This window comes from Achromobacter sp. SD115 (genome assembly GCF_017355315.1).
Lineage (GTDB): Bacteria > Pseudomonadota > Gammaproteobacteria > Burkholderiales > Burkholderiaceae_B > Achromobacter > Achromobacter xylosoxidans_B.
Map to the genome: position 1 here is coordinate 211,553 of NZ_JADIJM010000006.1, position 22,767 is coordinate 234,319.

Annotated in this window: 31 protein-coding genes; 25 read left to right on the forward strand and 6 right to left on the reverse strand. The window is 63.6% G+C overall.

All coding sequences use genetic code 11. From position 1 onward, the window contains the following. Nucleotides 1–897 (reverse strand): alpha/beta fold hydrolase, encoded by an 897-nt coding sequence (locus IPU70_RS11210; RefSeq protein WP_207467318.1) that lies wholly within the window; start codon nt 895–897, stop codon nt 1–3. Between the two features lie 168 nt (nt 898–1,065). Here IPU70_RS11210 and IPU70_RS11215 point away from each other — a divergent pair, with 168 nt between their 5' ends. Then, complete coding sequence (locus IPU70_RS11215; RefSeq protein ID WP_207467320.1) at nt 1,066–2,025, forward strand: helix-turn-helix domain-containing protein; 960 nt, start codon at nt 1,066–1,068, stop codon at nt 2,023–2,025. Nucleotides 2,026–2,122: 97 nt separating this feature from the next. On the opposite strand, the gene IPU70_RS11220 is transcribed toward IPU70_RS11215, so the two are convergent. Further along, nucleotides 2,123–3,550 (reverse strand): NAD-dependent succinate-semialdehyde dehydrogenase, encoded by a 1,428-nt coding sequence (locus IPU70_RS11220; RefSeq protein WP_013397008.1) that lies wholly within the window; start codon nt 3,548–3,550, stop codon nt 2,123–2,125. 192 nt (nt 3,551–3,742) lie between these two features. Here IPU70_RS11220 and IPU70_RS11225 point away from each other — a divergent pair, with 192 nt between their 5' ends. The 19 genes from IPU70_RS11225 (at nt 3,743) to rplQ (ending at nt 13,888) form a co-directional block, all read left to right on the forward strand. Next, a complete protein-coding gene (locus IPU70_RS11225; protein WP_041656915.1) occupies nt 3,743–4,495 on the forward strand; it encodes an aspartyl/asparaginyl beta-hydroxylase domain-containing protein in 753 nt (250 codons plus the stop codon). A 353-nt stretch (nt 4,496–4,848) separates the two neighbouring features. Continuing rightward, a complete protein-coding gene (gene rplN / locus IPU70_RS11230; RefSeq protein ID WP_006216531.1) occupies nt 4,849–5,217 on the forward strand; it encodes a 50S ribosomal protein L14 in 369 nt (122 codons plus the stop codon). Between the two features lie 11 nt (nt 5,218–5,228). After that, complete coding sequence (gene rplX / locus IPU70_RS11235; protein ID WP_173144814.1) at nt 5,229–5,549, forward strand: 50S ribosomal protein L24; 321 nt, start codon at nt 5,229–5,231, stop codon at nt 5,547–5,549. 12 nt (nt 5,550–5,561) lie between these two features. Next, nucleotides 5,562–6,101 carry a 50S ribosomal protein L5 gene (gene rplE / locus IPU70_RS11240; RefSeq protein WP_054457265.1) on the forward strand — a complete coding sequence of 180 codons (540 nt, stop codon included), beginning with the start codon at nt 5,562–5,564 and terminating at the stop codon, nt 6,099–6,101. 12 nt (nt 6,102–6,113) lie between these two features. Beyond that, nucleotides 6,114–6,419, forward strand: a complete 306-nt coding sequence (gene rpsN, locus IPU70_RS11245; protein WP_006216527.1) for a 30S ribosomal protein S14 — start codon at nt 6,114–6,116, stop codon at nt 6,417–6,419. A 10-nt stretch (nt 6,420–6,429) separates the two neighbouring features. Further along, nucleotides 6,430–6,825 carry a 30S ribosomal protein S8 gene (gene rpsH / locus IPU70_RS11250; RefSeq protein WP_006392029.1) on the forward strand — a complete coding sequence of 132 codons (396 nt, stop codon included), beginning with the start codon at nt 6,430–6,432 and terminating at the stop codon, nt 6,823–6,825. A 12-nt stretch (nt 6,826–6,837) separates the two neighbouring features. Further along, entirely contained in the window at nt 6,838–7,371 is a 534-nt protein-coding gene (rplF, locus tag IPU70_RS11255) for a 50S ribosomal protein L6 (protein ID WP_013397005.1), read from the forward strand. A gap of 21 nt (nt 7,372–7,392) precedes the next feature. Next, nucleotides 7,393–7,758: a 50S ribosomal protein L18 gene (gene rplR / locus IPU70_RS11260; protein WP_013397004.1), complete on the forward strand. Its 366-nt coding sequence runs from the start codon at nt 7,393–7,395 to the stop codon at nt 7,756–7,758. Between the two features lie 15 nt (nt 7,759–7,773). Next, complete coding sequence (gene rpsE / locus IPU70_RS11265) at nt 7,774–8,295, forward strand: 30S ribosomal protein S5 (RefSeq protein WP_013397003.1); 522 nt, start codon at nt 7,774–7,776, stop codon at nt 8,293–8,295. A 3-nt stretch (nt 8,296–8,298) separates the two neighbouring features. Further along, the gene (gene rpmD, locus IPU70_RS11270) at nt 8,299–8,484 is read left to right on the forward strand and encodes a 50S ribosomal protein L30 (RefSeq protein WP_006216520.1); all 186 of its coding nucleotides are present in this window, start codon (nt 8,299–8,301) and stop codon (nt 8,482–8,484) included. Nucleotides 8,485–8,493: 9 nt separating this feature from the next. Then, entirely contained in the window at nt 8,494–8,934 is a 441-nt protein-coding gene (gene rplO / locus IPU70_RS11275) for a 50S ribosomal protein L15 (RefSeq protein WP_013397002.1), read from the forward strand. 14 nt (nt 8,935–8,948) lie between these two features. Beyond that, nucleotides 8,949–10,274 carry a preprotein translocase subunit SecY gene (gene secY, locus IPU70_RS11280; protein WP_013397001.1) on the forward strand — a complete coding sequence of 442 codons (1,326 nt, stop codon included), beginning with the start codon at nt 8,949–8,951 and terminating at the stop codon, nt 10,272–10,274. A gap of 8 nt (nt 10,275–10,282) precedes the next feature. Next, on the forward strand, nt 10,283–10,501 hold the full coding sequence (gene infA, locus IPU70_RS11285) for a translation initiation factor IF-1 (protein ID WP_003806927.1): 219 nt from the start codon (nt 10,283–10,285) through the stop codon (nt 10,499–10,501). A 34-nt stretch (nt 10,502–10,535) separates the two neighbouring features. Further along, a complete protein-coding gene (gene rpmJ / locus IPU70_RS11290; RefSeq protein WP_003806928.1) occupies nt 10,536–10,649 on the forward strand; it encodes a 50S ribosomal protein L36 in 114 nt (37 codons plus the stop codon). A 43-nt stretch (nt 10,650–10,692) separates the two neighbouring features. Beyond that, complete coding sequence (rpsM, locus tag IPU70_RS11295) at nt 10,693–11,058, forward strand: 30S ribosomal protein S13 (RefSeq protein WP_006216517.1); 366 nt, start codon at nt 10,693–10,695, stop codon at nt 11,056–11,058. Between the two features lie 15 nt (nt 11,059–11,073). After that, nucleotides 11,074–11,475: a 30S ribosomal protein S11 gene (gene rpsK / locus IPU70_RS11300; RefSeq protein WP_006216516.1), complete on the forward strand. Its 402-nt coding sequence runs from the start codon at nt 11,074–11,076 to the stop codon at nt 11,473–11,475. 11 nt (nt 11,476–11,486) lie between these two features. Next, nucleotides 11,487–12,110 carry a 30S ribosomal protein S4 gene (gene rpsD, locus IPU70_RS11305; RefSeq protein WP_013397000.1) on the forward strand — a complete coding sequence of 208 codons (624 nt, stop codon included), beginning with the start codon at nt 11,487–11,489 and terminating at the stop codon, nt 12,108–12,110. A 214-nt stretch (nt 12,111–12,324) separates the two neighbouring features. Beyond that, nucleotides 12,325–13,311 carry a DNA-directed RNA polymerase subunit alpha gene (rpoA, locus tag IPU70_RS11310; RefSeq protein WP_006216514.1) on the forward strand — a complete coding sequence of 329 codons (987 nt, stop codon included), beginning with the start codon at nt 12,325–12,327 and terminating at the stop codon, nt 13,309–13,311. Between the two features lie 184 nt (nt 13,312–13,495). After that, complete coding sequence (gene rplQ, locus IPU70_RS11315; RefSeq protein WP_006389635.1) at nt 13,496–13,888, forward strand: 50S ribosomal protein L17; 393 nt, start codon at nt 13,496–13,498, stop codon at nt 13,886–13,888. A gap of 73 nt (nt 13,889–13,961) precedes the next feature. Here rplQ and IPU70_RS11320 read toward each other — a convergent pair whose 3' ends face one another. Beyond that, nucleotides 13,962–14,399 (reverse strand): HIT family protein, encoded by a 438-nt coding sequence (locus IPU70_RS11320; protein WP_013396999.1) that lies wholly within the window; start codon nt 14,397–14,399, stop codon nt 13,962–13,964. A gap of 113 nt (nt 14,400–14,512) precedes the next feature. Here IPU70_RS11320 and cutA point away from each other — a divergent pair, with 113 nt between their 5' ends. The 3 genes from cutA (at nt 14,513) to IPU70_RS11335 (ending at nt 17,923) form a co-directional block, all read left to right on the forward strand. Further along, nucleotides 14,513–14,860 (forward strand): divalent-cation tolerance protein CutA, encoded by a 348-nt coding sequence (cutA, locus tag IPU70_RS11325; protein WP_207467322.1) that lies wholly within the window; start codon nt 14,513–14,515, stop codon nt 14,858–14,860. Further along, nucleotides 14,860–16,749, forward strand: a complete 1,890-nt coding sequence (gene dsbD / locus IPU70_RS11330) for a protein-disulfide reductase DsbD (protein WP_207467323.1) — start codon at nt 14,860–14,862, stop codon at nt 16,747–16,749. Before cutA ends, dsbD begins: the two co-directional genes overlap by 1 nt. Before the next feature lie 289 nt (nt 16,750–17,038). Continuing rightward, on the forward strand, nt 17,039–17,923 hold the full coding sequence (locus IPU70_RS11335) for a DMT family transporter (protein WP_207467458.1): 885 nt from the start codon (nt 17,039–17,041) through the stop codon (nt 17,921–17,923). 57 nt (nt 17,924–17,980) lie between these two features. On the opposite strand, the gene hemB is transcribed toward IPU70_RS11335, so the two are convergent. The 3 genes from hemB to IPU70_RS11350 all read right to left on the reverse strand — a co-directional run bounded on the left by hemB (nt 17,981) and on the right by IPU70_RS11350 (nt 19,860). After that, the gene (hemB, locus tag IPU70_RS11340; protein WP_207467325.1) at nt 17,981–18,997 is read right to left on the reverse strand and encodes a porphobilinogen synthase; all 1,017 of its coding nucleotides are present in this window, start codon (nt 18,995–18,997) and stop codon (nt 17,981–17,983) included. After that, nucleotides 18,994–19,617, reverse strand: coding sequence for a ribosome biogenesis GTP-binding protein YihA/YsxC (yihA, locus tag IPU70_RS11345; RefSeq protein WP_013396987.1), 624 nt, complete (start codon nt 19,615–19,617; stop codon nt 18,994–18,996). Before yihA ends, hemB begins: the two co-directional genes overlap by 4 nt. A 90-nt stretch (nt 19,618–19,707) precedes the next feature. Continuing rightward, the gene (locus tag IPU70_RS11350; protein ID WP_207467327.1) at nt 19,708–19,860 is read right to left on the reverse strand and encodes a hypothetical protein; all 153 of its coding nucleotides are present in this window, start codon (nt 19,858–19,860) and stop codon (nt 19,708–19,710) included. On the opposite strand from IPU70_RS11350, the gene IPU70_RS11355 reads away from it, so the two are divergent. Both IPU70_RS11355 and IPU70_RS11360 read left to right on the forward strand, forming a co-directional pair. After that, complete coding sequence (locus IPU70_RS11355) at nt 19,859–20,560, forward strand: c-type cytochrome (RefSeq protein ID WP_041656906.1); 702 nt, start codon at nt 19,859–19,861, stop codon at nt 20,558–20,560. The genes IPU70_RS11350 and IPU70_RS11355 overlap by 2 nt on opposite strands. Nucleotides 20,561–20,678: 118 nt before the next feature. Beyond that, nucleotides 20,679–22,760 (forward strand): cytochrome c biogenesis protein ResB, encoded by a 2,082-nt coding sequence (locus IPU70_RS11360; RefSeq protein ID WP_207467329.1) that lies wholly within the window; start codon nt 20,679–20,681, stop codon nt 22,758–22,760. The last annotated feature ends 7 nt before the right edge of the window (nt 22,761–22,767 follow it).

Below are 22,767 nucleotides of genomic sequence, written 5' to 3' on the forward strand. Positions count from 1 at the left end.
TTATTGGGGGCGGTGATCCGCCGTATGGTCCGGCGTGGCGAGGAATAGTCGGATGGCGTTGATCTGGGGGGCGACGTTCAGGGCAGGAGCGTGGCCGCAGTCGGGGAAGTCGATGCGCTGGGCGCGCGGCCCGCGACGGGTCATGGCATCGGCGACCTCGGGCAGCAGCAGGTCCGAATCGGCGCCGCGCAGCAGTAGCAGCGGCATGCGCAGCGAGTCGTAGCCGCTCCAGCGGTCGTAGTCGGCGGGATGGTTGCTGAACTGGCCGACGATGGCCGGGTCGTAGTGCAGGGTGATGCGGCCGTCCGGCAGCCGGCGCACCGAGGTTTCGGCCATCCGGCGCCATTGCTCGTCGCTCTGCCAGCCGTAGGGCTTGTAGGCGATGCGCAGCCAAGCCTCCAGTTCCGTGACCGTGTCGAAGGCCGGCGGCGCGCCGACGTAGGCCACGATGCGGTCGATGGCGGCTTGCGGCAGTTCGGGGCCGATGTCATTGACGACCAGATGCGAGATCCGGTCGCGCAAGGTGGTGGCGGCGGCGTGCATGCCGGTGGCGCCGCCCATGGACGTCCCGACCCAACGCACGCGGTGCAGCGACAGCCCGTCCACCAGGGCGCGGGCCAGCGTGGCATAGAAGTCCAGCTGGTACTCGGCCGCCGGGTCGGGGCTCCACTGCGACAGGCCGCGGCCGATCGCATCCGGGCAGATGATGCGGTAGTCATCCGCCAGCGCCTGGGCCAGGTCGTCGAAGTCGCGGCCGGTGCGGGCCAGCCCATGCCACATGATGACGGGGGGCGCGTCGGCGGCGCCCCATTCGGTGTAGTGCAGCTCGCGGCCTGCGCAGCGCAGATAGCGCGAAGCCGGCGCGTGGCGGCCGGCCGCTGTGGGCGCTGGTGCCATGAGTCTCCTCCCGGGTTGTCCAGGTTGTGTGCTTATCGGGCTGAATATAGACTTGCGCCAAGCGCGCCTTCAAGGCGCCGGACGCCCCGCAGCAGGGTGAGTCAAGAATATGTAGACGCAGGATCACGAGCGCCCGGCGGCGGCGCCGGCGTCCAAGGAGACCGAGCCATGTCCGATACGGAATTCGCCATTTCGGCCAGCGCCAGCGCTGACCGGCGCGACGAATGGCGCGCGGCGTTGTCGCACGCGTTCGGTCCGTTCGAGGTGCATCGCGGCCGGCCCGACAGTTTCGCCGGACATGTGCGTTATGCGCGCCGGGGCAGCCTGCAGTTCAACGACCTGCATTACCAGGGCCAGAAGCTGGAGCGCACCACCGGCAACGTGTCGCGCCTGGACCAGGAGTTCTATACCTTCGGCCTGCCGCTGACGGGACCTCTGGCGGTGCAGCAGCAGGGACGGGAATTCCAGGTTGAACCGGGCTGCGTCTATCTGATGAACCAGAGCCTGCCTTACCAGGCCACGGCGCAGGGAGCGTCGGGCTACCGCAGCCTGAGCGTGTCGTTTCCGCGCAGCGCATTGCTGCAACGCGATTCCCGCATCGGCGCCTTCTACAAGCTGCGCGTCGATGACGGTTCGCCACGCGGCGCCTTGCTGGCCAGCTACATGGACCACCTGTTCAAGGGCGTGGACGGCTGGTCGGACCTTGAAGCCGCGGAGCTCGGCGAGCGCCTGATCGACCTGATCGTGCTGTTCCTGGTGCAGTCAGGCCAGGGGCACGCGTCGGAGTCGGACAGCAGCGTCACGCTGGCGCACCGGCAGCGCGTGCTGGCCTACATCCGCCAGCATCTGGCGGATCCGGCGCTGTCGCCGCAGCAGGTGGCGCAGGGTTGCGGCTTGTCCGTGGCTTACCTGCATCGCATCCTGCGTGCGGGCGGCCTGTCGGTGGAATCCTTCATTTTCGATCAGCGGCTCGACAAGTGCCGCGAACTGCTGCTGAATCCGCAGCATAGCCACCGCAGCATCGCTGAACTGGCCTACCAGGTGGGCTTCTCGCACCCTTCGCATTTCAGCCGGCTGTTCAAGCGCCGCTTCGGCATGACGCCGCGCGATTTGCGGGCGAGTTCCTGACCGGCGCCCTGCCCGGGGCCGCTGCCGCCTGGCATTCAGGCGCGAGACAAGAAAAAGCCCCGCAGGGTTTCTGCGGGGCTTTGTGTTGCTGCCGGGGTCAGATGTGCGTGATGAACTTCGTGACCAGGTAGCCGTCGAACGTTTCCAGGCCGCCTTCGCTGCCGATGCCGCTGTCCTTGATGCCGCCGAAGGGCGTCTCGGCCAGCGCGCTGCCGAAATGGTTGATGTTGACCATGCCGGCTTCCAGGCCGTTGGAGACCTTGGTTGCCGTCTGCAGCGAGTTCGTGAATACGTAGGACGACAGGCCGAAGGGCAGGCTGTTGGCGCGGCGCAGCACTTCATCGGTATCCGTGAAGCGGACCACCGGCGCGACCGGGCCGAAGGGCTCTTCGGTCATCAGCATGGAGTTGTCGGGCAGATCGGTTACGACCGTGGGGGCGAAGAAGAAGCCCTTGCGGTCCAGCGGGCCGCCGCCGACCACGACCTTGCCGCCATGCTTCTTGGCGTCGTCGATGAAGGCGCTCATGGCGGGGACGCGGCGCTCGTGCGCCAGCGGGCCCATGTCGGTGCCTTCTTCCAGGCCGTCGCCGACCTTGATGTTCTTCAGCACTTCGGAGAAGCGCGCAAGGAACTGTTCGTAGGCACCGTTCTGGACGTAGAAGCGGGTGGGCGACACGCACACCTGGCCAGCGTTGCGGACCTTGAACTTGGCCAGCATGGTGGCGGCGCGGTCGATGTCGGCGTCGTCGAACACCAGCACGGGCGAGTGACCGCCCAGTTCCATGGTGACGCGCTTCATGTGGGCGCCGGCCAGCGCGGCCAGCTGCTTGCCCACCGGCACGGAACCGGTGAACGACACCTTGCGCACGATGGGCGAACGGATCAGGTAGTCCGAAATCTTGGCGGGCTCGCCCCAGACGATATTCAGGCAGCCCTTGGGCAGGCCGGCATCGTGGAACATGCGGGCGATCGCCATGACGGCGCTGGGCGAGTCTTCAGGACCCTTCAGCACCACCGTGCAGCCGGCGCCGAGCGCGGCGGCGATCTTGCGGATGGCCTGGTTGTACGGGAAGTTCCAGGGCGTGAACGCGGCGCAGACGCCGATGGGTTCGCGCACCACGAACTGGCGCACGTCGGGATTGCGCGGCGGGACCACGCGGCCGTAGATGCGGCGGCATTCCTCGGCGTGCCAGTCGGCGTGCTCGGCGCAAGAGGTGACTTCGCCCACGGCCTCGGCCAGCGGCTTGCCCTGGTCCAGGGTCATGTTGCGGCCGATTTCCTTGGCGCGCTCGCGCGACAGCGTCGCGACCTTGCGCAGGATGGCCGAACGGTCCATGGGAGAGGATTTCTTCCACGACTCGAACGCGCGCTGGGCGGCGGCTAGCGCGCGATCCAGATCCGCTTCGGTGGCGTGGGGCAACTGGCCGAGAACTTCCAGCGTGGCCGGGTTGATGACGTCCTGGGTGCGCCTGCCCTCTCCGGCGACGAATTCGCCGTCGATATACAGCGCCAACTGTTCATACATGCCTGTCTTCCCTTGCGAAATAGGAGTGGATAGCGATCACTGTCGCCCATGCCAGTCTAAACCAGCTTGTCCGTCGCGGGGAGGGCCAATGGCCGGCGGCGCATTGGAGCCAATCTGCCGGCGCAAGTCTTGCGTGCCCGCGCCGGCATGGACAAAATGGTGCATCTTTGGCTGTCTATCCGGCTACTCATTGTGCAACCCGTCGATGCGCGTCCGCCCAGCAAGCCCAGTTTCTACTCGCGCGTCTTTTTCCGCTTCATAGATTGGTTGCGCAATCGCATCGCCCAGGCCTCGTTGGTCGGCGACCGTCCCATTTTCGACAACGGCCAGTTTCCCTGGGTAGCCGCGCTCGAGGCCCAGGCGCCTGCCATCCGCACTGAACTGGCGGGCCTGCTCTCCGAGCGCCAGCACCTGCCCGCGTTTCACGAAATCTCGCCCGACGTGGGGCAGATAACCTCGGACGACCAATGGAAGACCTTCGTCTTCATGGGTTACGGCCTGCGCTCCGAACGCAACCTGGCCCGGTGTCCCGCCACGGCCCGGGCGCTGCAGGGGATTCCCGGTATCCGCACGGCATTCTTCTCCATCCTGGAGGCTGGCAAGCGCATTCCCCTGCACACGGGCCCGTACAACGGCGTCCTGCGCCTGCATCTGGGGCTGGTGGTGCCGGAACCGGCCGAGCAATGCTGGATTGAGGTCGGGGGTGAGCGCTACAGCTGGCGTGAAGGCCGGGCGGTGGTGTTCGACGACCTGTATCCACATCAGGTGCACAACGACACTGCCGGCCTGCGCGCCGTGCTCTTCGTGGACTTCGAGCGCCCCTGCCGCGCTCCGGTAAAATGGCTGAACCGCCTGGTGCTCATGGCCGCGCCGTTCACGGACGAGATCCGTCGCGGCAAGGCCAATCATGACGCCTGGGAGAAGGGCTACTACCGCCAGAAATAGGGGGCGGATAGCCTCGGTCCACCCCTTTCCCAAGGGGAGCGTGGCTTTTGTGCGTTATCCACACAAAGTGCTTGCGCTCAAAAACTAACCACGTTAGAATTATCAGCTTTCCCAGATTGTCGATCGAGTTGGCCCGCACCTATGCAGGTTAGCCCGACGTGTTGGGGGAATACCCGCAGGATTTCAACCCAGGGTCGTTGCGTTGCCAACCAGTTGCGTGAGTAGGGCGAAAGCTCGAGACATGCCAACACAAAAGCAGGGCGGCAGACCTGACGGGACCAAAACTGGCAGGAATTGCAGTGTTCCCTTGTTGGGAAAACCGTATTTCCAGTTAAGTTGGAACAGGAAAAATCATGATCCAAATGCAGACCACGCTGGATGTGGCCGATAACACTGGTGCGCGTCATGTCATGTGCATTAAGGTGCTCGGTGGCTCCAAGCGCCGTTATGCCGGTATCGGCGACATCATCAAGGTGAGCGTCAAAGATGCGGCTCCGCGCGGACGCGTCAAGAAAGGCGAAATTTACAATGCCGTGGTGGTTCGTACCGCCAAGGGCGTGCGCCGTAAAGACGGTTCGCTGATTCGTTTCGGTGGCAATGCCGCCGTATTGCTCAACGCCAAGCTGGAGCCCATCGGCACCCGCATCTTCGGACCCGTTACGCGTGAACTGCGTACCGAGAAGTTCATGAAGATCGTGTCGTTGGCCCCGGAAGTGCTGTAAGGAGCCCTACGATGAACAACATTCGTAAAGGCGACGAAGTCATCGTCCTGACCGGCCGCGACAAGAAGCGTCGCGGTACCGTGCTGGCGCGCGTCGATGCCGACCACGTTTTGGTCGAAGGCGTCAACGTCGTCAAGAAGCACGTGAAAGCCAACCCGATGGCTAACAACCCGGGCGGGATTGTCGAAAAGACCATGCCGATTCACGTCTCGAACGTCGCGCTGTTCAACCCGGCCACCGGCCGTGGCGATCGCGTGGGCGTGCAAGAAGTCGAAGGCCGCAAGGTTCGCGTGTTCCGTTCCAATGGTGCCGTTGTCGGCGCCAAGGCGTAAGGGGCGATAGACATGTCTCGTTTGCAAGATCTCTACAAGAGCAAGGTCGCTGCCGACCTGCAAGCCAAGTTTGGCTACAAGAGCACGATGGAAGTGCCGCGCATCACCAAGATCACCCTGAACATGGGTGTGTCGGAAGCGGTGTCGGACAAGAAAGTCATCGAGCACGCTGTTGGCGACCTGACCAAGATCGCCGGCCAGAAGCCCGTCGTGACGAAGACCAAGAAGGCTATCGCCGGGTTCAAGATCCGCGAAAACTACCCGATCGGTTGCATGGTCACGCTGCGCGGTCAACGCATGTACGAATTCCTGGATCGCCTGGTGGCGGTTGCGCTGCCTCGCGTGCGCGACTTCCGCGGTATCTCGGGTCGTGCGTTCGACGGCCGTGGCAACTACAACATCGGGGTGAAAGAGCAGATCATTTTCCCCGAAATCGAGTACGACAAGATCGACGCGCTGCGTGGGCTGAACATCAGCATCACCACCACCGCGAAGACCGACGAAGAAGCCAAGGCGCTGTTGACGGCCTTCAGCTTCCCGTTCCGTAACTAAGGGGCTGATGACGTGGCTAAACTTTCCCTCATCAATCGCGACATCAAGCGCGCCAAGCTGGCTGACAAGTTCGCTGCCAAGCGCGCTGAGTTGAAGGCGATCATCGACGACCAGTCGAAGACCGACGAAGAACGTTACCAAGCTCGGCTCAAGCTGCAACAGCTGCCGCGCAATGCCAACCCGACGCGTCAACGTAACCGTTGCGTGGTCACCGGTCGTCCGCGCGGTGTGTTCCGCAAGTTCGGCCTGACGCGCCACAAACTGCGTGAAATGGCGATGAAGGGTGAAATCCCCGGCATCACCAAGGCCAGCTGGTAGGAGAAACAATATGAGCATGAGCGATCCCATCGCCGATATGCTGACCCGCATTCGCAATGCGCAGCAAGTGGACAAAGTTACGGTGAACATGCCCTCCTCGAAGCTGAAGGCGGCCATTGCCGCTGTGCTGAAGGACGAAGGCTACATCGACAGCTTTGAAATCAAGGGCACCCAGGCCAAGCCTGAGCTCGAGATCACCCTGAAGTACTACGCTGGCCGTCCGGTTATCGAGCGCATTGAACGCGTGTCGCGCCCCGGTCTGCGTATCTACAAGGGCCGTACCAGCATTCCTCAGGTCATGAACGGCCTGGGCGTGGCTATCGTTTCGACCTCGCGCGGCGTCATGACCGACCGTAAGGCTCGCGCCAACGGCGTCGGCGGCGAAGTGCTGTGCTACGTGGCCTAAGGAGAAATTCGAATGTCACGTATCGCTAAGTATCCGGTCGAACTGCCCAAGGGTGTTGAAGCTGACATCAAGCAGGATCAGATCACCGTCAAGGGCCCGCTGGGCAGCTTGACCCAAGCCCTGACCGGCGACGTCACGGTTGCGTTGGACAACGGCAAACTCACGTTTGTCGCCGCCAACGAAAGCCGTCACGCCAACGCCATGTCGGGTACCGTGCGCGCTCTGGTGGCCAATATGGTCACCGGCGTGAGCAAGGGCTTCGAGCGCAAGCTGACCCTGGTTGGCGTGGGTTACCGCGCCTCGATCCAAGGCGATGCCGTTAAGCTGCAGCTCGGTTTCTCGCACGACGTTTTGCACCAGTTGCCGGCCGGCATCAAGGCCGAGTGCCCGACCCAGACGGAAATCGTCATCAAGGGCGCCAACAAGCAAGTCGTCGGTCAGATGGCCGCTGAAATCCGCGCGTACCGCGAACCCGAACCCTACAAGGGCAAGGGCGTGCGTTACTCGGACGAACGCGTCGTCATCAAAGAAACCAAGAAGAAATAACGGCGCACGCAAGGACGAATCATGGACAAAAAAGTTTCCCGTTTGCGTCGTGCGGTTCCGACCCGCCGGAAGATCAACGAGCTGCGCGTTCATCGCCTCTCGATTTTCCGCTCGAACCAGCACATCTACGCCAACATCATTTCGCCGGAAGGCGATCGCGTTCTGGTCAGCGCCTCGACGGTCGAAGCCGAAGTGCGCGCGCAACTGGCCGGCCAAACCGGTCAGGGCGGCAACAAAGCCGCTGCGTCGCTGGTTGGCAAGCGCGTGGCCGAAAAGGCCAAGGCTGCCGGTATCGAACTGGTCGCTTTCGATCGCTCGGGCTTTCGTTACCATGGCCGCGTGAAAGCGCTGGCCGATGCCGCGCGTGAAGCCGGCCTGAAGTTCTAAGCGAGGATCTGTCAAATGGCTAAAGTACAAGGCAAGAACGCCGCGGAAAAAGAGAACGATGACGGCCTCCGCGAAAAGATGATCGCGGTCAACCGCGTGAGCAAAGTGGTCAAGGGTGGTCGCACCATGAGCTTTGCCGCGCTGACCGTGGTTGGCGATGGCGATGGCCGCATCGGCATGGGTAAGGGCAAGGCGCGTGAAGTGCCGGTGTCCGTTCAGAAGGCTATGGAACAAGCCCGCCGCGGCATGTTCAAGGTCGCTCTGAAGAACGGCACGCTGCACCACACCGTGGTTGGCAAGCATGGCGCCGCTACCGTGCTGATCTCGCCCGCTGCTGAAGGTACCGGCGTTATCGCCGGCGGCCCGATGCGCGCTATTTTTGATGTGATGGGTGTGCGTAACGTGGTTGCCAAGAGCCTGGGCTCGAGCAATCCCTACAACATGGTTCGCGCCACGTTGAACGGCCTGCGCGCCTCCATGACCCCGGCTGATGTTGCTGCCAAGCGCGGCAAGTCGGTCGAAGAAATCCTGGGGTAAATCATGGCTCAGAAGCAGATCAAAGTGACCCTCGTGCGCTCGGTGATCGGTACCAAGCAATCGCACCGTGATACGGTTCGCGGTTTGGGCTTGGGTCGCATCAACAGCAGCCGCGTGTTGGTCGATACGCCCGAGGTGCGTGGGATGATCCGTAAGGTGGATTATCTCGTTTCCGTCTCGGAAGCCTAAGGAATCACCATGTCGGATATGCAACTTAATTCGCTGAAGCCCGCTGAGGGCAGCAAGCACGCCAAGCGCCGCGTCGGCCGTGGCATCGGTTCGGGTCTGGGTAAGACCGCCGGCCGTGGTCACAAGGGTCAGAAGTCGCGCTCGGGCGGTTTCCATAAGGTTGGCTTCGAAGGCGGTCAAATGCCGCTGCAGCGTCGTCTGCCCAAGCGTGGTTTCACCCCGCTCGGCCAGCACCTGTACGCCGAAGTCCGTCTGTCGGACCTGCAAGCCCTGCCCATCGACGAAGTCGACGTGCAAGTGCTGAAGGCCGCTGGCGTGATTGGTCAGGCGGTTCGTTACGCCAAGGTCATCAAGTCGGGTGAACTCTCGCGCAAGGTCGTGCTCAAGGGCATTACCGCGACGGCCGGCGCTCGCGCCGCCATCGAAGGCGCGGGCGGCTCGCTTGCTTGATCACGAGGTGACGAGTGGCTAACGCGCAGGCATTGGGCAAAACCGGAGCACGGTACGGCGATTTGAAGCGCCGCCTCGTGTTCCTGGTGCTCGCCCTGGTGGTTTACCGTTTGGGTACACACATCCCCGTACCGGGCATCAACCCGGATGCGCTGGCGGACTTGTTCCGTCAGAACCAGGGCGGGATCCTGGGCCTGTTCAACATGTTCTCGGGCGGGGCGCTCTCGCGCTTCTCGATTTTTGCCCTGGGGATCATGCCGTACATTTCGGCATCCATCATCATGCAGCTGATGTCTGTGGTGGTGCCGTCGCTGGAATCGCTCAAGAAAGAGGGCGAAGCCGGCCGTCGGAAGATTACCCAATACACCCGCTACGGCACGGTCGTGCTGGCGCTGGTGCAGGCTGTGGGCATTTCGGTAGCGTTGGAGTCCCAGCAGGGACTGGTGATCGATCCGGGCATGCTGTTCCGCTTCACGACCGTCGTGACCTTGGTCACCGGCACCATGTTCGTCATGTGGCTGGGTGAGCAAATCACGGAACGTGGTCTGGGCAACGGGATTTCCATCCTGATCTTCGCAGGTATCGTTGCGGGCCTGCCCGCGGCGCTGGCTGCACTGTTGGACCTGGTCCGCACCAACTCGATGTCCGTGCTTTCCGCACTGTTCATCGTGGCTCTGGTGGTGCTGGTTACCGCTTTTGTGGTGTTCGTGGAACGCGGACAGCGCAAGATCACGGTGAACTACGCCAAGCGTCAGGTCGGCAACAAGGTCTACGGTGGTCAAAGCTCGCACTTGCCGCTGAAGCTGAACATGGCAGGGGTGATTCCGCCGATCTTCGCGTCGTCGATCATTCTGTTCCCGGCCACGATCACGAGCTGGTTCTCCAGCAGTGAGAACATGCGCTGGCTTAGCGACCTGGCTGCGGCCCTGTCGCCTCGTCAACCGCTCTACATCACGCTGTACTCGGTCGCGATTATTTTCTTCTGCTTTTTCTACACGGCTCTGGTGTTCAACAGCCGCGAAACGGCGGACAACCTGAAGAAGAGTGGTGCGTTTGTTCCGGGCATCCGTCCGGGCGAACAAACAGCGCGCTACATCGACAAGATCCTGATGCGTCTGACGCTCGCAGGTGCCATCTACATCACGTTGGTGTGCCTGTTGCCGGAATTCTTGGTGATGCGCTGGAACGTTCCTTTCTACTTCGGTGGTACGTCCCTGTTGATTATTGTGGTGGTGACGATGGATTTCATGGCACAGGTTCAGGCCTACATGATGTCTCACCAGTACGACTCGTTGCTCAAGAAGGCTAACTTCAAGGGCGCGGGTTTGCCGATGCGGTAAGCAAAAGAATGTCCAAGGACGACGTCATTCAGATGCAAGGCGAGGTTCTTGAGAACCTCCCGAACGCGACATTTCGCGTCAAGCTCGAAAACGGCCACGTGGTGTTGGGCCATATTTCCGGCAAGATGCGTATGCATTACATCCGGATCCTGCCGGGTGACAAGGTCACAGTGGAGCTCACGCCCTATGATCTGACGCGAGCCAGGATAGTTTTCCGCTCCAAATGAGCGGAACCGGATTACGGAAAATTAGGAGTCAACCATGAAAGTAATGGCATCGGTTAAGCGGATCTGCCGCAACTGCAAAGTTATCAAACGTCACGGCGTGGTGCGCGTTATCTGCACCGACCCGCGTCATAAGCAGCGTCAAGGCTAACTCGGGTTAGCGACTACGCAACAGATTTATTCAAGGAATAGTCATGGCCCGTATTGCTGGCATTAACATCCCGCCGCAACAGCACGCCGAGATCGGACTGACCGCCATTTTTGGCATTGGTCGTACGCGCGCTCGCAAGATTTGCGAAGCGGCAAACGTACCCTTTGACAAAAAGGTCAAGGATCTGAACGACGCTGAATTGGAACGCGTCCGCGAACATGTTGGTCTGTTCACGGTTGAAGGCGACCTGCGTCGTGAAGTACAGCTCTCGATCAAGCGTTTGATCGACCTGGGAACCTACCGCGGTATGCGTCACAAGCGCGGTTTGCCCGTGCGCGGCCAGCGCACTCGCACCAACGCCCGGACCCGCAAGGGCCCGCGTCGTGCTGCTGCGTCCCTGAAGAAATAATCGAGGAACTGGATTATGGCGAAAGCTTCCACCAGCGGCGCTTCGCGCGTGCGCAAAAAGGTCAAGAAGAACGTCTCGGACGGCATCGCGCACGTTCACGCTTCGTTCAACAACACCATCATCACCATCACCGACCGTCAGGGCAACGCACTGTCGTGGGCCACGTCGGGCGGTGCTGGCTTCAAGGGCTCGCGCAAGTCGACCCCGTTCGCCGCGCAGGTCGCTGCTGAAACGGCTGGCCGCGTCGCGCTGGAGTACGGCATCAAGACGCTGGAAGTGCGCATCAAGGGCCCCGGCCCCGGTCGCGAATCGTCGGTCCGCGCTCTGAACGCGCTGGGCATCAAGATTTCGTCCATCGCCGACATCACGCCCGTTCCGCACAACGGCTGCCGTCCGCCGAAGCGTCGTCGTATCTAAAGGGAATCCACATGGCACGTTATATTGGACCCAAATGCAAGCTCTCGCGCCGCGAGGGTACTGACCTGTTCCTGAAGAGCGCCCGTCGCTCGCTGGATTCCAAGTGCAAGCTGGATTCCAAGCCTGGCCAACACGGCCGCACTTCGGGTGCCCGCACTTCCGACTACGGCCTGCAGCTGCGCGAAAAGCAAAAGCTCAAGCGCATGTACGGCGTGCTGGAAAAGCAATTCCGCAAGTACTTCGCTGAAGCCGAGCGCCGCCGTGGCAACACTGGCGAAACGCTGATCCAGCTGCTGGAATCGCGCCTGGACAACGTCGTCTACCGCATGGGCTTCGGCTCGACGCGCGCCGAAGCTCGCCAGCTGGTGAGCCACCGCGCCATCGAACTGAACGGCCACACGGCTGACATCGCTTCGATGCTGGTCAAGGCTGGCGACGTCGTGTCGATCCGCGAAAAGGCCAAGAAGCAAGGCCGCATCAAGGAATCGCTCGATCTGGCCACCAGCATCGGCATCCCCCAGTGGGTGGAAGTCGATACGACCAAGTTGACCGGTACGTTCAAGTCGGCCCCCGATCGCGCTGACGTCGCTCGCGACATCAACGAATCGATGGTCGTCGAACTGTACTCGCGTTAATCAGGCCTGCCGGCGCTACCTTCGCAAGGCGCCGGCGAGCTGGTCTCGCGACCCGTTTGCACGCCCCGCAGCAGCCCGCTTTCCGCCGTTTGGCGGAGCGGGCTTTGCGGTAAGTATCGGCCGGTGCTTTTGCGCCGTCCGCGTTTCAAGTTTCACCCTGTCCATCAGCCTTATCGGTGTAACGAGCCGAGGGTATTGAAAAGGAACACAGTAAATGTCCACTCAAGGTTTCCTGAAGCCGCGCTCCATTGAAGTCGAACCGGTCGGCACGCACCATGCCAAGATCGTGATGGAGCCGTTCGAGCGTGGCTACGGTCACACGCTGGGCAACGCCCTGCGCCGCATCCTGCTGTCTTCGATGACCGGCTACGCGCCGACCGAAGTCCAGATGACGGGCGTGGTGCACGAATATTCGACCATCCCGGGCGTTCGCGAAGATGTCGTCGACATCCTGCTGAACCTGAAGGGCGTGGTCTTCAAGCTGCACAATCGCGATGAAGTGACCCTGGTCCTGCGCAAGACCGGCGCGGGCACCGTGCTGGCCAGCGACATCGAACTGCCGCACGACGTCGAGATCATCAACCCCGGCCATGCCATCTGCAACCTGACGGACGCAGGCAAGCTGGAAATGCAGATCAAGGTTGAGAAGGGCCGCGGCTACGTGCCGGGCAACGTGCGCGCGCTGTCGGAAGACCGCACCCACACCATCGGCCGCATTGTTCTGGACGCCTCGTTCAGCCCGGTCCGCCGCGTCAGCTACGCCGTTGAAAGCGCCCGCGTGGAACAGCGTACCGATCTGGACAAGCTGGTCCTGGACATCGAAACCAACGGCGTGATCTCGCCCGAGGAAGCGGTGCGCCAGTCGGCCCGCATCCTGATGGACCAGATCTCGGTCTTCGCCGCCCTGGAAGGCGCAGGCGATTCGTACGAAGCCCCGGTCCGCGGCACGCCGCAGATCGATCCGGTGCTGCTGCGCCCGGTCGACGACCTGGAACTGACCGTGCGTTCGGCCAACTGCCTGAAGGCCGAAAACATCTACTACATCGGCGACCTGATCCAGCGTACCGAAAACGAGCTGCTCAAGACCCCGAACCTGGGTCGCAAGTCGCTCAACGAGATCAAGGAAGTCCTGGCCGCACGCGGCCTGACGCTGGGCATGAAGCTCGAAAACTGGCCCCCGCTGGGCCTGGAGCGTCCCTAAGTCTTGCAAGGGTGCCGCGCCTGAAAAGGGGCGGTTCCCGCGGGCAGCCGGCCTTGCGCCGGCTGGTTTGCGAAATCGTCGTAAAATGCACCGTTTTCTACCGGACCGCGGCCTGATTGCAGGTTGATAGAAGAGCCGGCAACCCGATGGCGACAGCCATCTTTAGATTCAAAGGAAACTTATCATGCGTCACGGTAATGGCTTGCGTAAGCTCAACCGCACCAGCAGTCACCGTCTTGCCATGTTCCGCAACATGGCCGTTTCGTTGATCACCCACGAAGCCATCAAGACCACGCTGCCGAAGGCGAAAGAATTGCGCCGCGTCATCGAACCCCTGATCACGCTGGGCAAGGAGCCCACCCTCGCGAACAAGCGTCTGGCTTTTGCCCGTCTGCGCGATCGCGATGCCGTGGTGAAGCTGTTCGCCGAAATCGGCCCGCGCTACGCGGCCCGTAACGGCGGCTACACCCGCGTGCTGAAGATGGGCTTCCGTCAAGGCGACAACGCTCCCATGGCTTTCATGGAACTGGTTGACCGTCCGGAAGTTGATGAAGCCGCTGAGGACAGCGCCGAATAACTTCGGTAGCTCGATAAGCGACAAGGGCGGGTCTTCGGACCCGCCCTTGTTTTTTTGCGCGGCCGCCAGCGGGCTACGAGGCGTGCAGTTCGCCCCGCAATTGCGCCGCCGTCGCGACCAGCGCTGCCGCGTCGGGTTGGGGCGGCATCTTGAAAGTCAGGTCCTGCTGCTCGATGTACTGGGTGGACGTGACGTCCTGCGGATGATGCATGGGGATGACGTGCGCATGCGCGTGCGCCACATGGATGCCAGTGAAGGCGAAGCCCACGCGCTCCACGTCATACAGCCGCTTCATGTGACGCCCGAGCCTCTGTCCCAGGTTGAGGATGCTGCCCGCCAGGTCGGCTGGCATGTCTTCGTAATAGGGATAGTGCTGCTTCGGGATGATGAGCGTGTGCCCGGGGCGCACCGGATGGATATCGAGAAAGGCCAGCAGGCGTTCGTCCTCGTGGATCACGTGTGCGGGGATTTCGTGACGGGCGATGCGGCAGAACAGGCAGTTATCGGACATGCGTGCCTCGGTGGGAGCGGCGGCGCGTTCAGGCCCGGCGGATCCGGTCGATGGCCGCAATACCGATAAAATACCCCGAGTTACATCCCATACGGGTATCCCGAGGAGCCTCCATGTTGCGAGATGACGACGTTGTGCTGGTCATCAGCAATGCGCCCGACCTGCTGCTGGCCAAGCGGATTGCGCATATCCTGGTTGAAGACGGCTTGGCCGCGTGCGTGAACCTTGGCGCGCCGGGCCTGTCCATCTACATGTGGAAAGGAGAGGTCGAAGGGGCGGAGGAAATTCCCATCCAGATCAAGACCACATACGCGCGCCATCAGGCTGTAGTGCAGGCCCTGGCGCAGATGCATCCCTACGATGTGCCCGAGATCATCGTGCTGCCCGTCATCGGCGGCGCGGCGCCCTATCTGGACTGGGTGCGTGAGCAGACGGCCGTCACGCAGAACAAGAGAGACTGATGTTGCAACTAGCCGGTATCGGCGCGCTCAGGCGCGAGTCCTGCGCGTCACGCGCCTTATTCAGGCATTTTGCGGCCTTGCTGGCCATGATGCTGCTGTTGCTGGGTTGGCAGGCAGCCGCGCGCGCCGAGGCCGAGTTCCTGGATCCCGAGAAGGCCTTCGCGTTCAGCGCCCAGATGGTGGCGCCTGAAACGCTGGAAATGCGCTATCGCGTCGCGCCCGGCTATTACATGTACCGGGAGCGCTTCGGCATCACTATCAGTCCCATCGGCGCCGCGACGCTGGGCGAAGCCGTCTATCCCAAGGGCGAGGTCAAGTACGACCCGACCTTCGAAAAGGACATGGAGGTCTTTCACCAGGACGTGGTGATTCGCGTGCCTGTGACCGCGGGCGGGCAGCCCTTCACCCTGACCCTGACCGCGCAGGGCTGCGCCGACGCGGGCCTGTGCTATCCGCCCATGGACAGCAGCGTGAAACTGACACCGGTGGCTGGCGGCTACGCCCTGGCTGGACCTGGAGGAAGCCCTGCGACAGCAGCGGGTGCGTCGGGCGGCCTGGGCGCGCTGGTCAATGCCGGCGATACCGGCCTGGCCGACGCCCTGGGCGGGCTGGGCTGGGTCAAGACCGCTGGCGTGTTCCTGGTGCTGGGCCTGCTGCTGGCCTTCACGCCCTGCGTGCTGCCCATGATTCCCATCCTGTCGTCCATCGTGCTGGGCGGCGCGGCGCAGGCCAAGCCGTCGCGTGGCCGCGGCCTGGCACTGGCCGCGACCTACGTGCTGGGCATGTCGGTGGTCTACACCGCGCTGGGCGTTGCGGCGGGGCTGAGCGGAGCGGGACTCGCCGCCTGGCTGCAGACGCCGTGGATTCTTACCCTGTTCGCCATCCTGCTGGCCGTGCTGGCGCTGGCCATGTTCGACGCGTTCACGTTCCAGATGCCGGCCGGCGTCCAGGGCTGGCTGTCGCAACGCTCGGCGCGCATCCCGGGCGGGCGCTACACCGGCGCGCTGGTGATGGGCGCCTTGTCGGCGCTGATCGTAGGCCCCTGCGTGGCCGCGCCGCTGGCGGGCGCGCTGCTGTATATCTCGCAGACCGGCGACGTGGTGCTGGGCGGATCGGCCCTGTTCGCGATGGCGTGGGGCATGGGCGTGCCGCTATTGATCGTGGGCGCGTCCTCGGGCGCCTTGCTGCCCAAGGCCGGTCCCTGGATGGACGGCGTGAAGCGCCTGTTCGGCATGCTGCTGCTGGCGACCGCGTGGTGGATGCTGATCCCGGTGGTGCCGACCTGGGTGCAGATGACGGGCTGGGCCTTCCTCGCGGTGGTGGCCGCCGTGATGCTGCGGGCCTTCGACGCCCTGCCTGAAGGCGCGGGCTCCGCGCGCATGTTCGGCAAGGGCGTGGGCCTGTTGCTGGCGCTGGCGGCCGCGGCCTGGCTGATTGGCGCGGCCAGCGGCGGGCGCGACGTGCTGCAGCCTCTGTCGCACCTGGCGGCGCGCGGCGATGCGCCCGCGGGCGTGGCAGCCAGCAATGGCGAAATGCACTTCACCCGCGTGCGCAATAACGCCGAACTGGATGCCTTGCTGGCGCAAAGCCGTCAGCCGGTAATGCTGGATTTCTACGCCGACTGGTGCGTGTCGTGCCGCGAGATGGAGCGCTTCACCTTCACCGATCCGGGCGTCGCGCAGCGCATGTCGGGCATGCTGTTGGTGCAGGCTGACGTGACCGCGAACAACGCCGATGATCGCGCGCTGCTCAAGCGTTTCCGCCTGTTCGGCCCGCCGGGCATCATGTTCTTCGAACCGGGCGGCAAGGAGCTGCCCGAGGCGCGCGTGGTGGGCTTTCAGGATGCCAAGCGCTTCACCGAATCGCTGGACAAGGTGCTGGTGCGCTGAAGCGGCGCGAGATTGCCGCAGTGCCGATCTGCAATACATGAAGGCCGCTGCACGGATGCGTCCGTGCAGCGGCCTTTTGCCGTGCCTGTCGAGGGCCAGGCGTGTAGTGGTGTTGGTCAACGACATGATCGGGTGATCGAGGCGCAATTGAGTCGAGGGTCCAGCCGCGATACCATGTCCGCAGCGCCGCGTGGGCGGCGCACTCCATTTCCCTTCCAGGCCGGCGCCCGTGACGTCCCCGACAGTTGATGCAAGCCAGGACCGCACAGGTCTTATCTATCTTCAATTGATGTTCGTCATGGCCACTTGGGGCCTGAACATCGTCTCGGTCAAGTACCTGACGCTGCACATGGATGTGCAGGCCTTGGCCGCCGTGCGCATCGTCATCGCGTTCATCACCGTCACCCTCATCATCAAGGCGCGCCGCGGCCGCATCCCCAGGCTGGGCCGTGCGGAGCTGGGCTGGGTCGCGCTGGCGGGATTCCTGGTCGTGTACGCCCACCAGATGGCGCTGGTGACGGGCTTGCGGGTGTCGTCGGCCGCGAACGGGACGCTCATCATGGCCACCAGTCCCTTGCTGTCGGCGTTGCTGGCTGCCATCTTCTATCGCGAGAAACTGACGCTGGTGCGCATTTCCGGCGCCCTGCTGGGCCTTCTGGGCGTGGGTATGGTGGTGATCGGCAGCGGCGCGCAGATCGGCCTGACGGGCTGGGGTGACGCCATCGTCTTTGTCGCGGTGCTGGTGTTCGTGTGTGGCGGGCTGGTGATCCAGCGCATGTCGCGCAGCATGGATCCGCTGGGCATGCTCTGGTACATGTACCTGGCTGGCGGCCTGATGCTGGTGGTGCACGCCGCGCTGACGCCGGCGTCGTATCAGGGCGAGACCTGGCAGATGACGTGGTGGCCGTGGCTGGTGCTGCTGTTCTCGGCGGTGATTGCCTCGGGCGTCAGCAACATCGTCTGGAACGCCGGGATTGCGCGGCTGGGCATCAGCCGCGCCGCCTTGTTCGTGAACTGGCTGCCGATCTTCGGCCTGCTGTTCGCGGCCCTGTTCCTGGACGAACACGTCACGCCCACGCACGTCGCGGGACTGGCTTGCGTGTTGGCGGGAACCTGGCTGGGATTGCGGCGCGGGGCGCCGGTGGCGGGCCGCAATGCGGCCGCAAAGACCTGATTGCGGCGGGGCGTCGCGGGCGGCCCGCATCGGCCACGCCCGCGATGCCGTCAGCGCCTAGCGCTGGCCTTTCAACAGCTGCGCGGCTTCGATCGCGAAGTAGGTCAGGATGCCGTCGGCGCCGGCGCGCTTGAACGCCAGCAGCGCTTCCATCATGACTTTATCGTGGTCCAGCCAGCCGTTGGCGGCGGCGGCCTTGATCATGGCGTATTCGCCGCTGACTTGGTAGGCGAAGGTCGGCACGCGGAATGTGTCCTTGACCCGGCGCAGCACGTCCAGATACGGCATGCCGGGCTTGACCATGACCATGTCGGCGCCTTCCTGCAGGTCGGCCGCGACTTCGCGCAGCGCTTCGTCGAGGTTGCCCGGGTCCATCTGGTAAGCCATCTTGTTGGACTTGCCCAGATTCGTGGCCGAGCCCACGGCATCGCGGAACGGGCCGTAGAAGGCGCTGGCGTACTTGGCGGAGTAGGCCATGATCTGCGTGTGGATGTGGCCGTTGGCTTCCAGCGCGCGGCGCACGGCGCCGATGCGGCCGTCCATCATGTCGCTGGGGGCGACCATGTCGACGCCGGCCTCGGCCTGCGTCAGCGCCTGCTTGACCAGTATTTCGACGGTGGCTTCGTTGATCACGTAGCCGTCCTCGTCGATGACGCCGTCCTGGCCGTGGCTGGTGTACGGATCCAGCGCCACGTCGCACAGGATGCCCAGTTCGGGGACCTGCTTTTTCAGTTCGCGCACCACGCGCGGGATCAAGCCATTGGGGTTGGTGGCTTCGATGCCGTCGGGCGTCTTGAGCGAGGGATCGATGGCGGGGAACAGCGCCAGCACGGGGATGCCCAGTTCCACGCATTCCTTGGCCACCGGCAAGAGCGTGTCCAGCGAATAGCGGACCACGCCTGGCAGGGACGGCACGGCCTGCTGCAGACCGGTGCCTTCGGCCACGAACACGGGATAGATCAGATCGTTGACCGTCAGCGCGTTCTCGCGCACCAGGCGGCGGGTGAAGTCGTCGCGGCGCAGGCGGCGCGGGCGGGATACCGGGAATTCAGGGGAGATGATCTGCGGGTTCATGGTACGACCTTGGGAGAAATCCAGTTTTCTATGTGCGCGCCCGCCTCTTCGAGGCCGATGCGTTCCGGCGCCGAGAAGGGGATGGTGTGCAAGGCGCCGATGTCGGCCAGGTCCTTGCGCACGGAGAACACGGTGCGCATGCGCTGGCCGTAAGGCAGCTTGTCAGCCTTGGTCAGCAATGCCAGCACCGGGCGTCCGGTGGGTGCGATGAAATTGGCGAGGCGGCGGTCCAGCTCGGTGACGCCGCGGCGGATGTCGATAAGCAGCACGATGCCGACCAGCGATTCGCGGTCGCGCAGATAGCCGCCCAGGATGTCGGCCCATTTTTCTTTTTCGTTGCGGGCCACGGACGCGTAGCCGTAGCCGGGCAGGTCGACAAGAAAACCGATGTGGCCTTCCGGATCCAAGGGGTCGGGCAGGCCGAACATATTGATCAAGCGCGTGCGGCCCGGCGTCTTGCTGGAGAAGGCAAGACGGCGCTGGTTGCACAGCACGTTGATGGCCGTGGATTTGCCGGCGTTTGAGCGGCCGACAAAGCAGACCTCGGGAGCGCCGGCGGCCGGCAACTGGTCGAGGCGAGCCGCGGAAGTGAGGAAAGAGGCGCGATGTAGGAGGGACACGGGTGGCTTTGGATACGGTTGGTTTCGAGCCCTATTGTATAATCCGGCGTTTGCAACAGTGGTCCCCGTGCGCGGAGCCGTCTTTTTTGCTTACTGTTTCGCTTGCTGAATGCTTTTTCCAGCAAGTCCGCAGCAACATCGCAGGCAGGAAGGCAAAACAGGTTCGATACGGTATTCCAGGGTGTGCGGGCAGGCGTGGGCGCCTTTTTGCGCCTTGATCGATGCGATCGTCGAGGTCTTCATGAAGCGTGTGCTGTCCCGGATGTTGGTTGCGAGCGGGCTGTTGCTCGGCGCCTCCGCCTTATCTACTACGAGTTTCGCCGCCGAAGGCGCTGCGGGCCCGGTAAAACCAGATGCCGCCAAGGGCGGACAGCTGTTTGACCAGGGCGATGCGGCCAGGGGCATCATCGCCTGTGCGTCCTGTCATGGCGCGGCGGGCAATAGCACCATCCCGGTGAACCCCAATCTGGCCGCGCAGTCCCACGAGTACCTGGCCAAGCAATTGGCGGACTTCCAGATCAAGCCTGGCGCCAAGCTGCCGGTGCGCAACGGCGCGGGCGGCAATCCCACCCCGATGACGGCCATGGCGCAGAACCTGACGCCCGCCGACATGCAGAACATCGCGCTGTACCTGGCGCAGCAGCCGCTCAAGGAGCCCGCCACGGCCGGCCAGGAGAAGCTGGTTGATCTGGGTCAAAAGATCTGGCGCGGTGGTTTGCCGGATCGCAAGGTTCCGGCCTGCGCCTCGTGCCATTCTGCCAATGGCGCGGGCATCCCCAGCCAGTACCCCCGGCTGTCGGGCCAGTTCCCCATGTACATCGAAGAGCAGCTGAAGCTGTTCCGCAGCGGCGACCGCAAGAACGACGTCATGTTCGCCATCGCGGACCGCATGTCGGATGCCGACATCAAGGCCGTGTCGGATTACGCCGCCGGCCTGCGGTAGGCGTCAGCCCGCCACGCGCGCGGCTGGTCCGCGTTCTGCAAACCTGGCGCAGCGGAACCTCGTTCCGCCGCGCGCTGTCTATGAGGGGGGTAGCCGATAGCGCGGCCCCCCTTTTTTCATGAATTCGACACGTACACACTCCCGTCCCTCCCTGCGCAGCCTGCCCAGCGATTTCTTCGAATTGCTGGGTTCGATGCGTTTTGCCGTCAGCCTGCTGATGTTCATCTGCGTGGCGAGCCTGGTGGGGACCGTGCTGCAGCAGAACCGCTCGTCGAACAACTACATCGACCAGTTCGGGCCGTTCTGGTTTGAAGTGTTCGACAAGTTTTCCATCTGGCACGTCTACAACAGCTGGTGGTTCCTGCTGATCATGGGCTTCCTGGTCGTGTCGACCTCGGTCTGCCTGATCCGCAATGCGCCCAAGATGCTGCGCGATGCGCGCTCGTTCCGCGAGCATGTGCGCGCCAGCAGCCTGCGCGCCTTCCCGCACCGGGTGGAAACCGAAGAGCCCACCGACGTGCCGCAGACCGCCGCGGGCCTGAAATCCCTGCTGGGCCGGCTGGGCTATGCCGTGCGCGAACGCCAGGATGCGGATGGGGTGCTGCTGGCGGCCAAGAAGGGCAGCGCCAACCGGCTGGGCTATGTGTTCGCCCACGCCGCCATGGTCATCATCTGCATCGGCGGTCTGCTGGACAGCGAGTTGCCGGTGCGCCTGCAAGTCATGTTCGGCGACAAGAAACCCATCGTCGAAAACATGCTGATCTCGGAAGTGCCGGAAAGTGGCCGCCTGTCGGTCGACAACCCGAGCTTCCGCGCCAGCGTGCTGGTGCCCGAGGGCGGCCAGGCCAGCACCGCGGTCGTGATGGTGGGCGACGGCGCCCTGGTGCAACCCATGCCCTTCACGCTGAAGCTCAAGAAGTTCGTGGTCGACTATTACTCCACCGGCATGCCCAGCCGCTTCGCCAGCGAGGTCGAGGTCACCGACCCGGACACCGGCAAGAGCTTCGATTCGACCATTGAGGTCAATGAGCCGCTGCGCTTCAAGGGCATGACGGTCTACCAGTCCAGCTTCGACGACGGCGGCAGCACGGTGGTGCTGAAAGGCTACCCGCTAGTAGGATCTGACCCTGCTACCTTTTTTGCAGTTGACGGCACGGTGGGCAAGACCAGCGAAGTAACCGCTCACACTGCTCGCGGTGCGCGCAGCATGGGCGTCGAAATCACCGCCTTGCGGCCCATCAACGTCGAAGACCTGACCCGCGGCGACCCCAAGGGCGGCAACCAGAGCTTCGCCGAACACGTCGCCTCGGTGTCCGGCAGCGCCGCGGGCAAGAAGAACGAAAACCTGCGCAACGTTGGCCCCAGCGTCGAATACAAGCTGATCGACGACGCCGGCCAGGCCCACGAATTCCAGAACTACATGCTGCCCGTGGAACTGGACGGCGCCGCCGTGTTCCTGGCCGGGGTGCGCAACAACGCCTCCGAACCCTTCCGCTATCTGCGCATTCCGGCGGACGACGACAGCTCGATCGCCGAATTCATGCGCTTGCGCGCGACCTTGGCCGACCCCGCGGCGCGCCAGGAAGCCGCGCGCCGCTTCGCGGAACGCAACAGCCCGGCGGGGACGGATCGCCAGCCGCTGCAGACGGCCGCCGAGCGCGCCCTGGAAACCTTTGCCTCCGGCGGCCTGCAAGCCGTGGCGGCGTTCCTGCAGGCCAACACGCCGCCGCAGGACCTGGAGCGGGCGGCCGACGTGGTGATCCGCCTGATCGGCGCCAGCATGAACGAATTGCGAGCCATCGAGCGCGAGCGCGCCGGCTTGCCGGCGGTGGCCGTCGAGGGCCCGGACGCGGAACGCGCCGCGGTCTGGTCGCGGCTGGCGGTGGCGGCGCTGTCGGACCTGACCGTCTACCCGGCACCGGTGTTCCTGTCGCTGGCGGATTTCCAGCATGTGCAGGCCAGCGTGTTCCAGGTCAGCCGCACGCCGGGCAAGAACACCGTGTACCTGGGCAGCCTGCTGCTGGTCCTGGGTGTGTTCTCGATGTTCTATATTCGAGACCGCCGCATCTGGATCTGGGTCAAGCCGCAAGGCAACGGCAGCAGCGTCCTGGCGGCCATGACGTCCCAGAAGCGTACACTCGACTTCAACCAGGAGTTCGAACGCTTCAAGCAGGCGCTGCTGCGCCAGAAGAGGTCTTAAGGTTTCC

Bases quoted from the DNA above. Each gene is read 5' to 3' on its own strand.
- IPU70_RS11210 (WP_207467318.1), bottom strand. From the start codon at position 897: ATGGCACCAGCGCCCACAGCGGCCGGCCGCCACGCGCCGGCTTCGCGC.
- IPU70_RS11215 (WP_207467320.1), top strand. From the start codon at position 1,066: ATGTCCGATACGGAATTCGCCATTTCGGCCAGCGCCAGCGCTGACCGG.
- IPU70_RS11220 (WP_013397008.1), bottom strand. From the start codon at position 3,550: ATGTATGAACAGTTGGCGCTGTATATCGACGGCGAATTCGTCGCCGGA.
- rplN (WP_006216531.1), top strand. From the start codon at position 4,849: ATGATCCAAATGCAGACCACGCTGGATGTGGCCGATAACACTGGTGCG.
- rplX (WP_173144814.1), top strand. From the start codon at position 5,229: ATGAACAACATTCGTAAAGGCGACGAAGTCATCGTCCTGACCGGCCGC.
- rplE (WP_054457265.1), top strand. From the start codon at position 5,562: ATGTCTCGTTTGCAAGATCTCTACAAGAGCAAGGTCGCTGCCGACCTG.
- rpsH (WP_006392029.1), top strand. From the start codon at position 6,430: ATGAGCATGAGCGATCCCATCGCCGATATGCTGACCCGCATTCGCAAT.
- rplF (WP_013397005.1), top strand. From the start codon at position 6,838: ATGTCACGTATCGCTAAGTATCCGGTCGAACTGCCCAAGGGTGTTGAA.
- rplR (WP_013397004.1), top strand. From the start codon at position 7,393: ATGGACAAAAAAGTTTCCCGTTTGCGTCGTGCGGTTCCGACCCGCCGG.
- rpsE (WP_013397003.1), top strand. From the start codon at position 7,774: ATGGCTAAAGTACAAGGCAAGAACGCCGCGGAAAAAGAGAACGATGAC.
- rpmD (WP_006216520.1), top strand. From the start codon at position 8,299: ATGGCTCAGAAGCAGATCAAAGTGACCCTCGTGCGCTCGGTGATCGGT.
- rplO (WP_013397002.1), top strand. From the start codon at position 8,494: ATGTCGGATATGCAACTTAATTCGCTGAAGCCCGCTGAGGGCAGCAAG.
- infA (WP_003806927.1), top strand. From the start codon at position 10,283: ATGTCCAAGGACGACGTCATTCAGATGCAAGGCGAGGTTCTTGAGAAC.
- rpmJ (WP_003806928.1), top strand. From the start codon at position 10,536: ATGAAAGTAATGGCATCGGTTAAGCGGATCTGCCGCAACTGCAAAGTT.
- rpsM (WP_006216517.1), top strand. From the start codon at position 10,693: ATGGCCCGTATTGCTGGCATTAACATCCCGCCGCAACAGCACGCCGAG.
- rpsK (WP_006216516.1), top strand. From the start codon at position 11,074: ATGGCGAAAGCTTCCACCAGCGGCGCTTCGCGCGTGCGCAAAAAGGTC.
- rpsD (WP_013397000.1), top strand. From the start codon at position 11,487: ATGGCACGTTATATTGGACCCAAATGCAAGCTCTCGCGCCGCGAGGGT.
- rpoA (WP_006216514.1), top strand. From the start codon at position 12,325: ATGTCCACTCAAGGTTTCCTGAAGCCGCGCTCCATTGAAGTCGAACCG.
- rplQ (WP_006389635.1), top strand. From the start codon at position 13,496: ATGCGTCACGGTAATGGCTTGCGTAAGCTCAACCGCACCAGCAGTCAC.
- IPU70_RS11320 (WP_013396999.1), bottom strand. From the start codon at position 14,399: ATGTCCGATAACTGCCTGTTCTGCCGCATCGCCCGTCACGAAATCCCC.
- cutA (WP_207467322.1), top strand. From the start codon at position 14,513: ATGTTGCGAGATGACGACGTTGTGCTGGTCATCAGCAATGCGCCCGAC.
- dsbD (WP_207467323.1), top strand. From the start codon at position 14,860: ATGTTGCAACTAGCCGGTATCGGCGCGCTCAGGCGCGAGTCCTGCGCG.
- IPU70_RS11335 (WP_207467458.1), top strand. From the start codon at position 17,039: ATGTTCGTCATGGCCACTTGGGGCCTGAACATCGTCTCGGTCAAGTAC.
- hemB (WP_207467325.1), bottom strand. From the start codon at position 18,997: ATGAACCCGCAGATCATCTCCCCTGAATTCCCGGTATCCCGCCCGCGC.
- IPU70_RS11355 (WP_041656906.1), top strand. From the start codon at position 19,859: ATGAAGCGTGTGCTGTCCCGGATGTTGGTTGCGAGCGGGCTGTTGCTC.
- IPU70_RS11350 (WP_207467327.1), bottom strand. From the start codon at position 19,860: ATGAAGACCTCGACGATCGCATCGATCAAGGCGCAAAAAGGCGCCCAC.
- IPU70_RS11360 (WP_207467329.1), top strand. From the start codon at position 20,679: ATGAATTCGACACGTACACACTCCCGTCCCTCCCTGCGCAGCCTGCCC.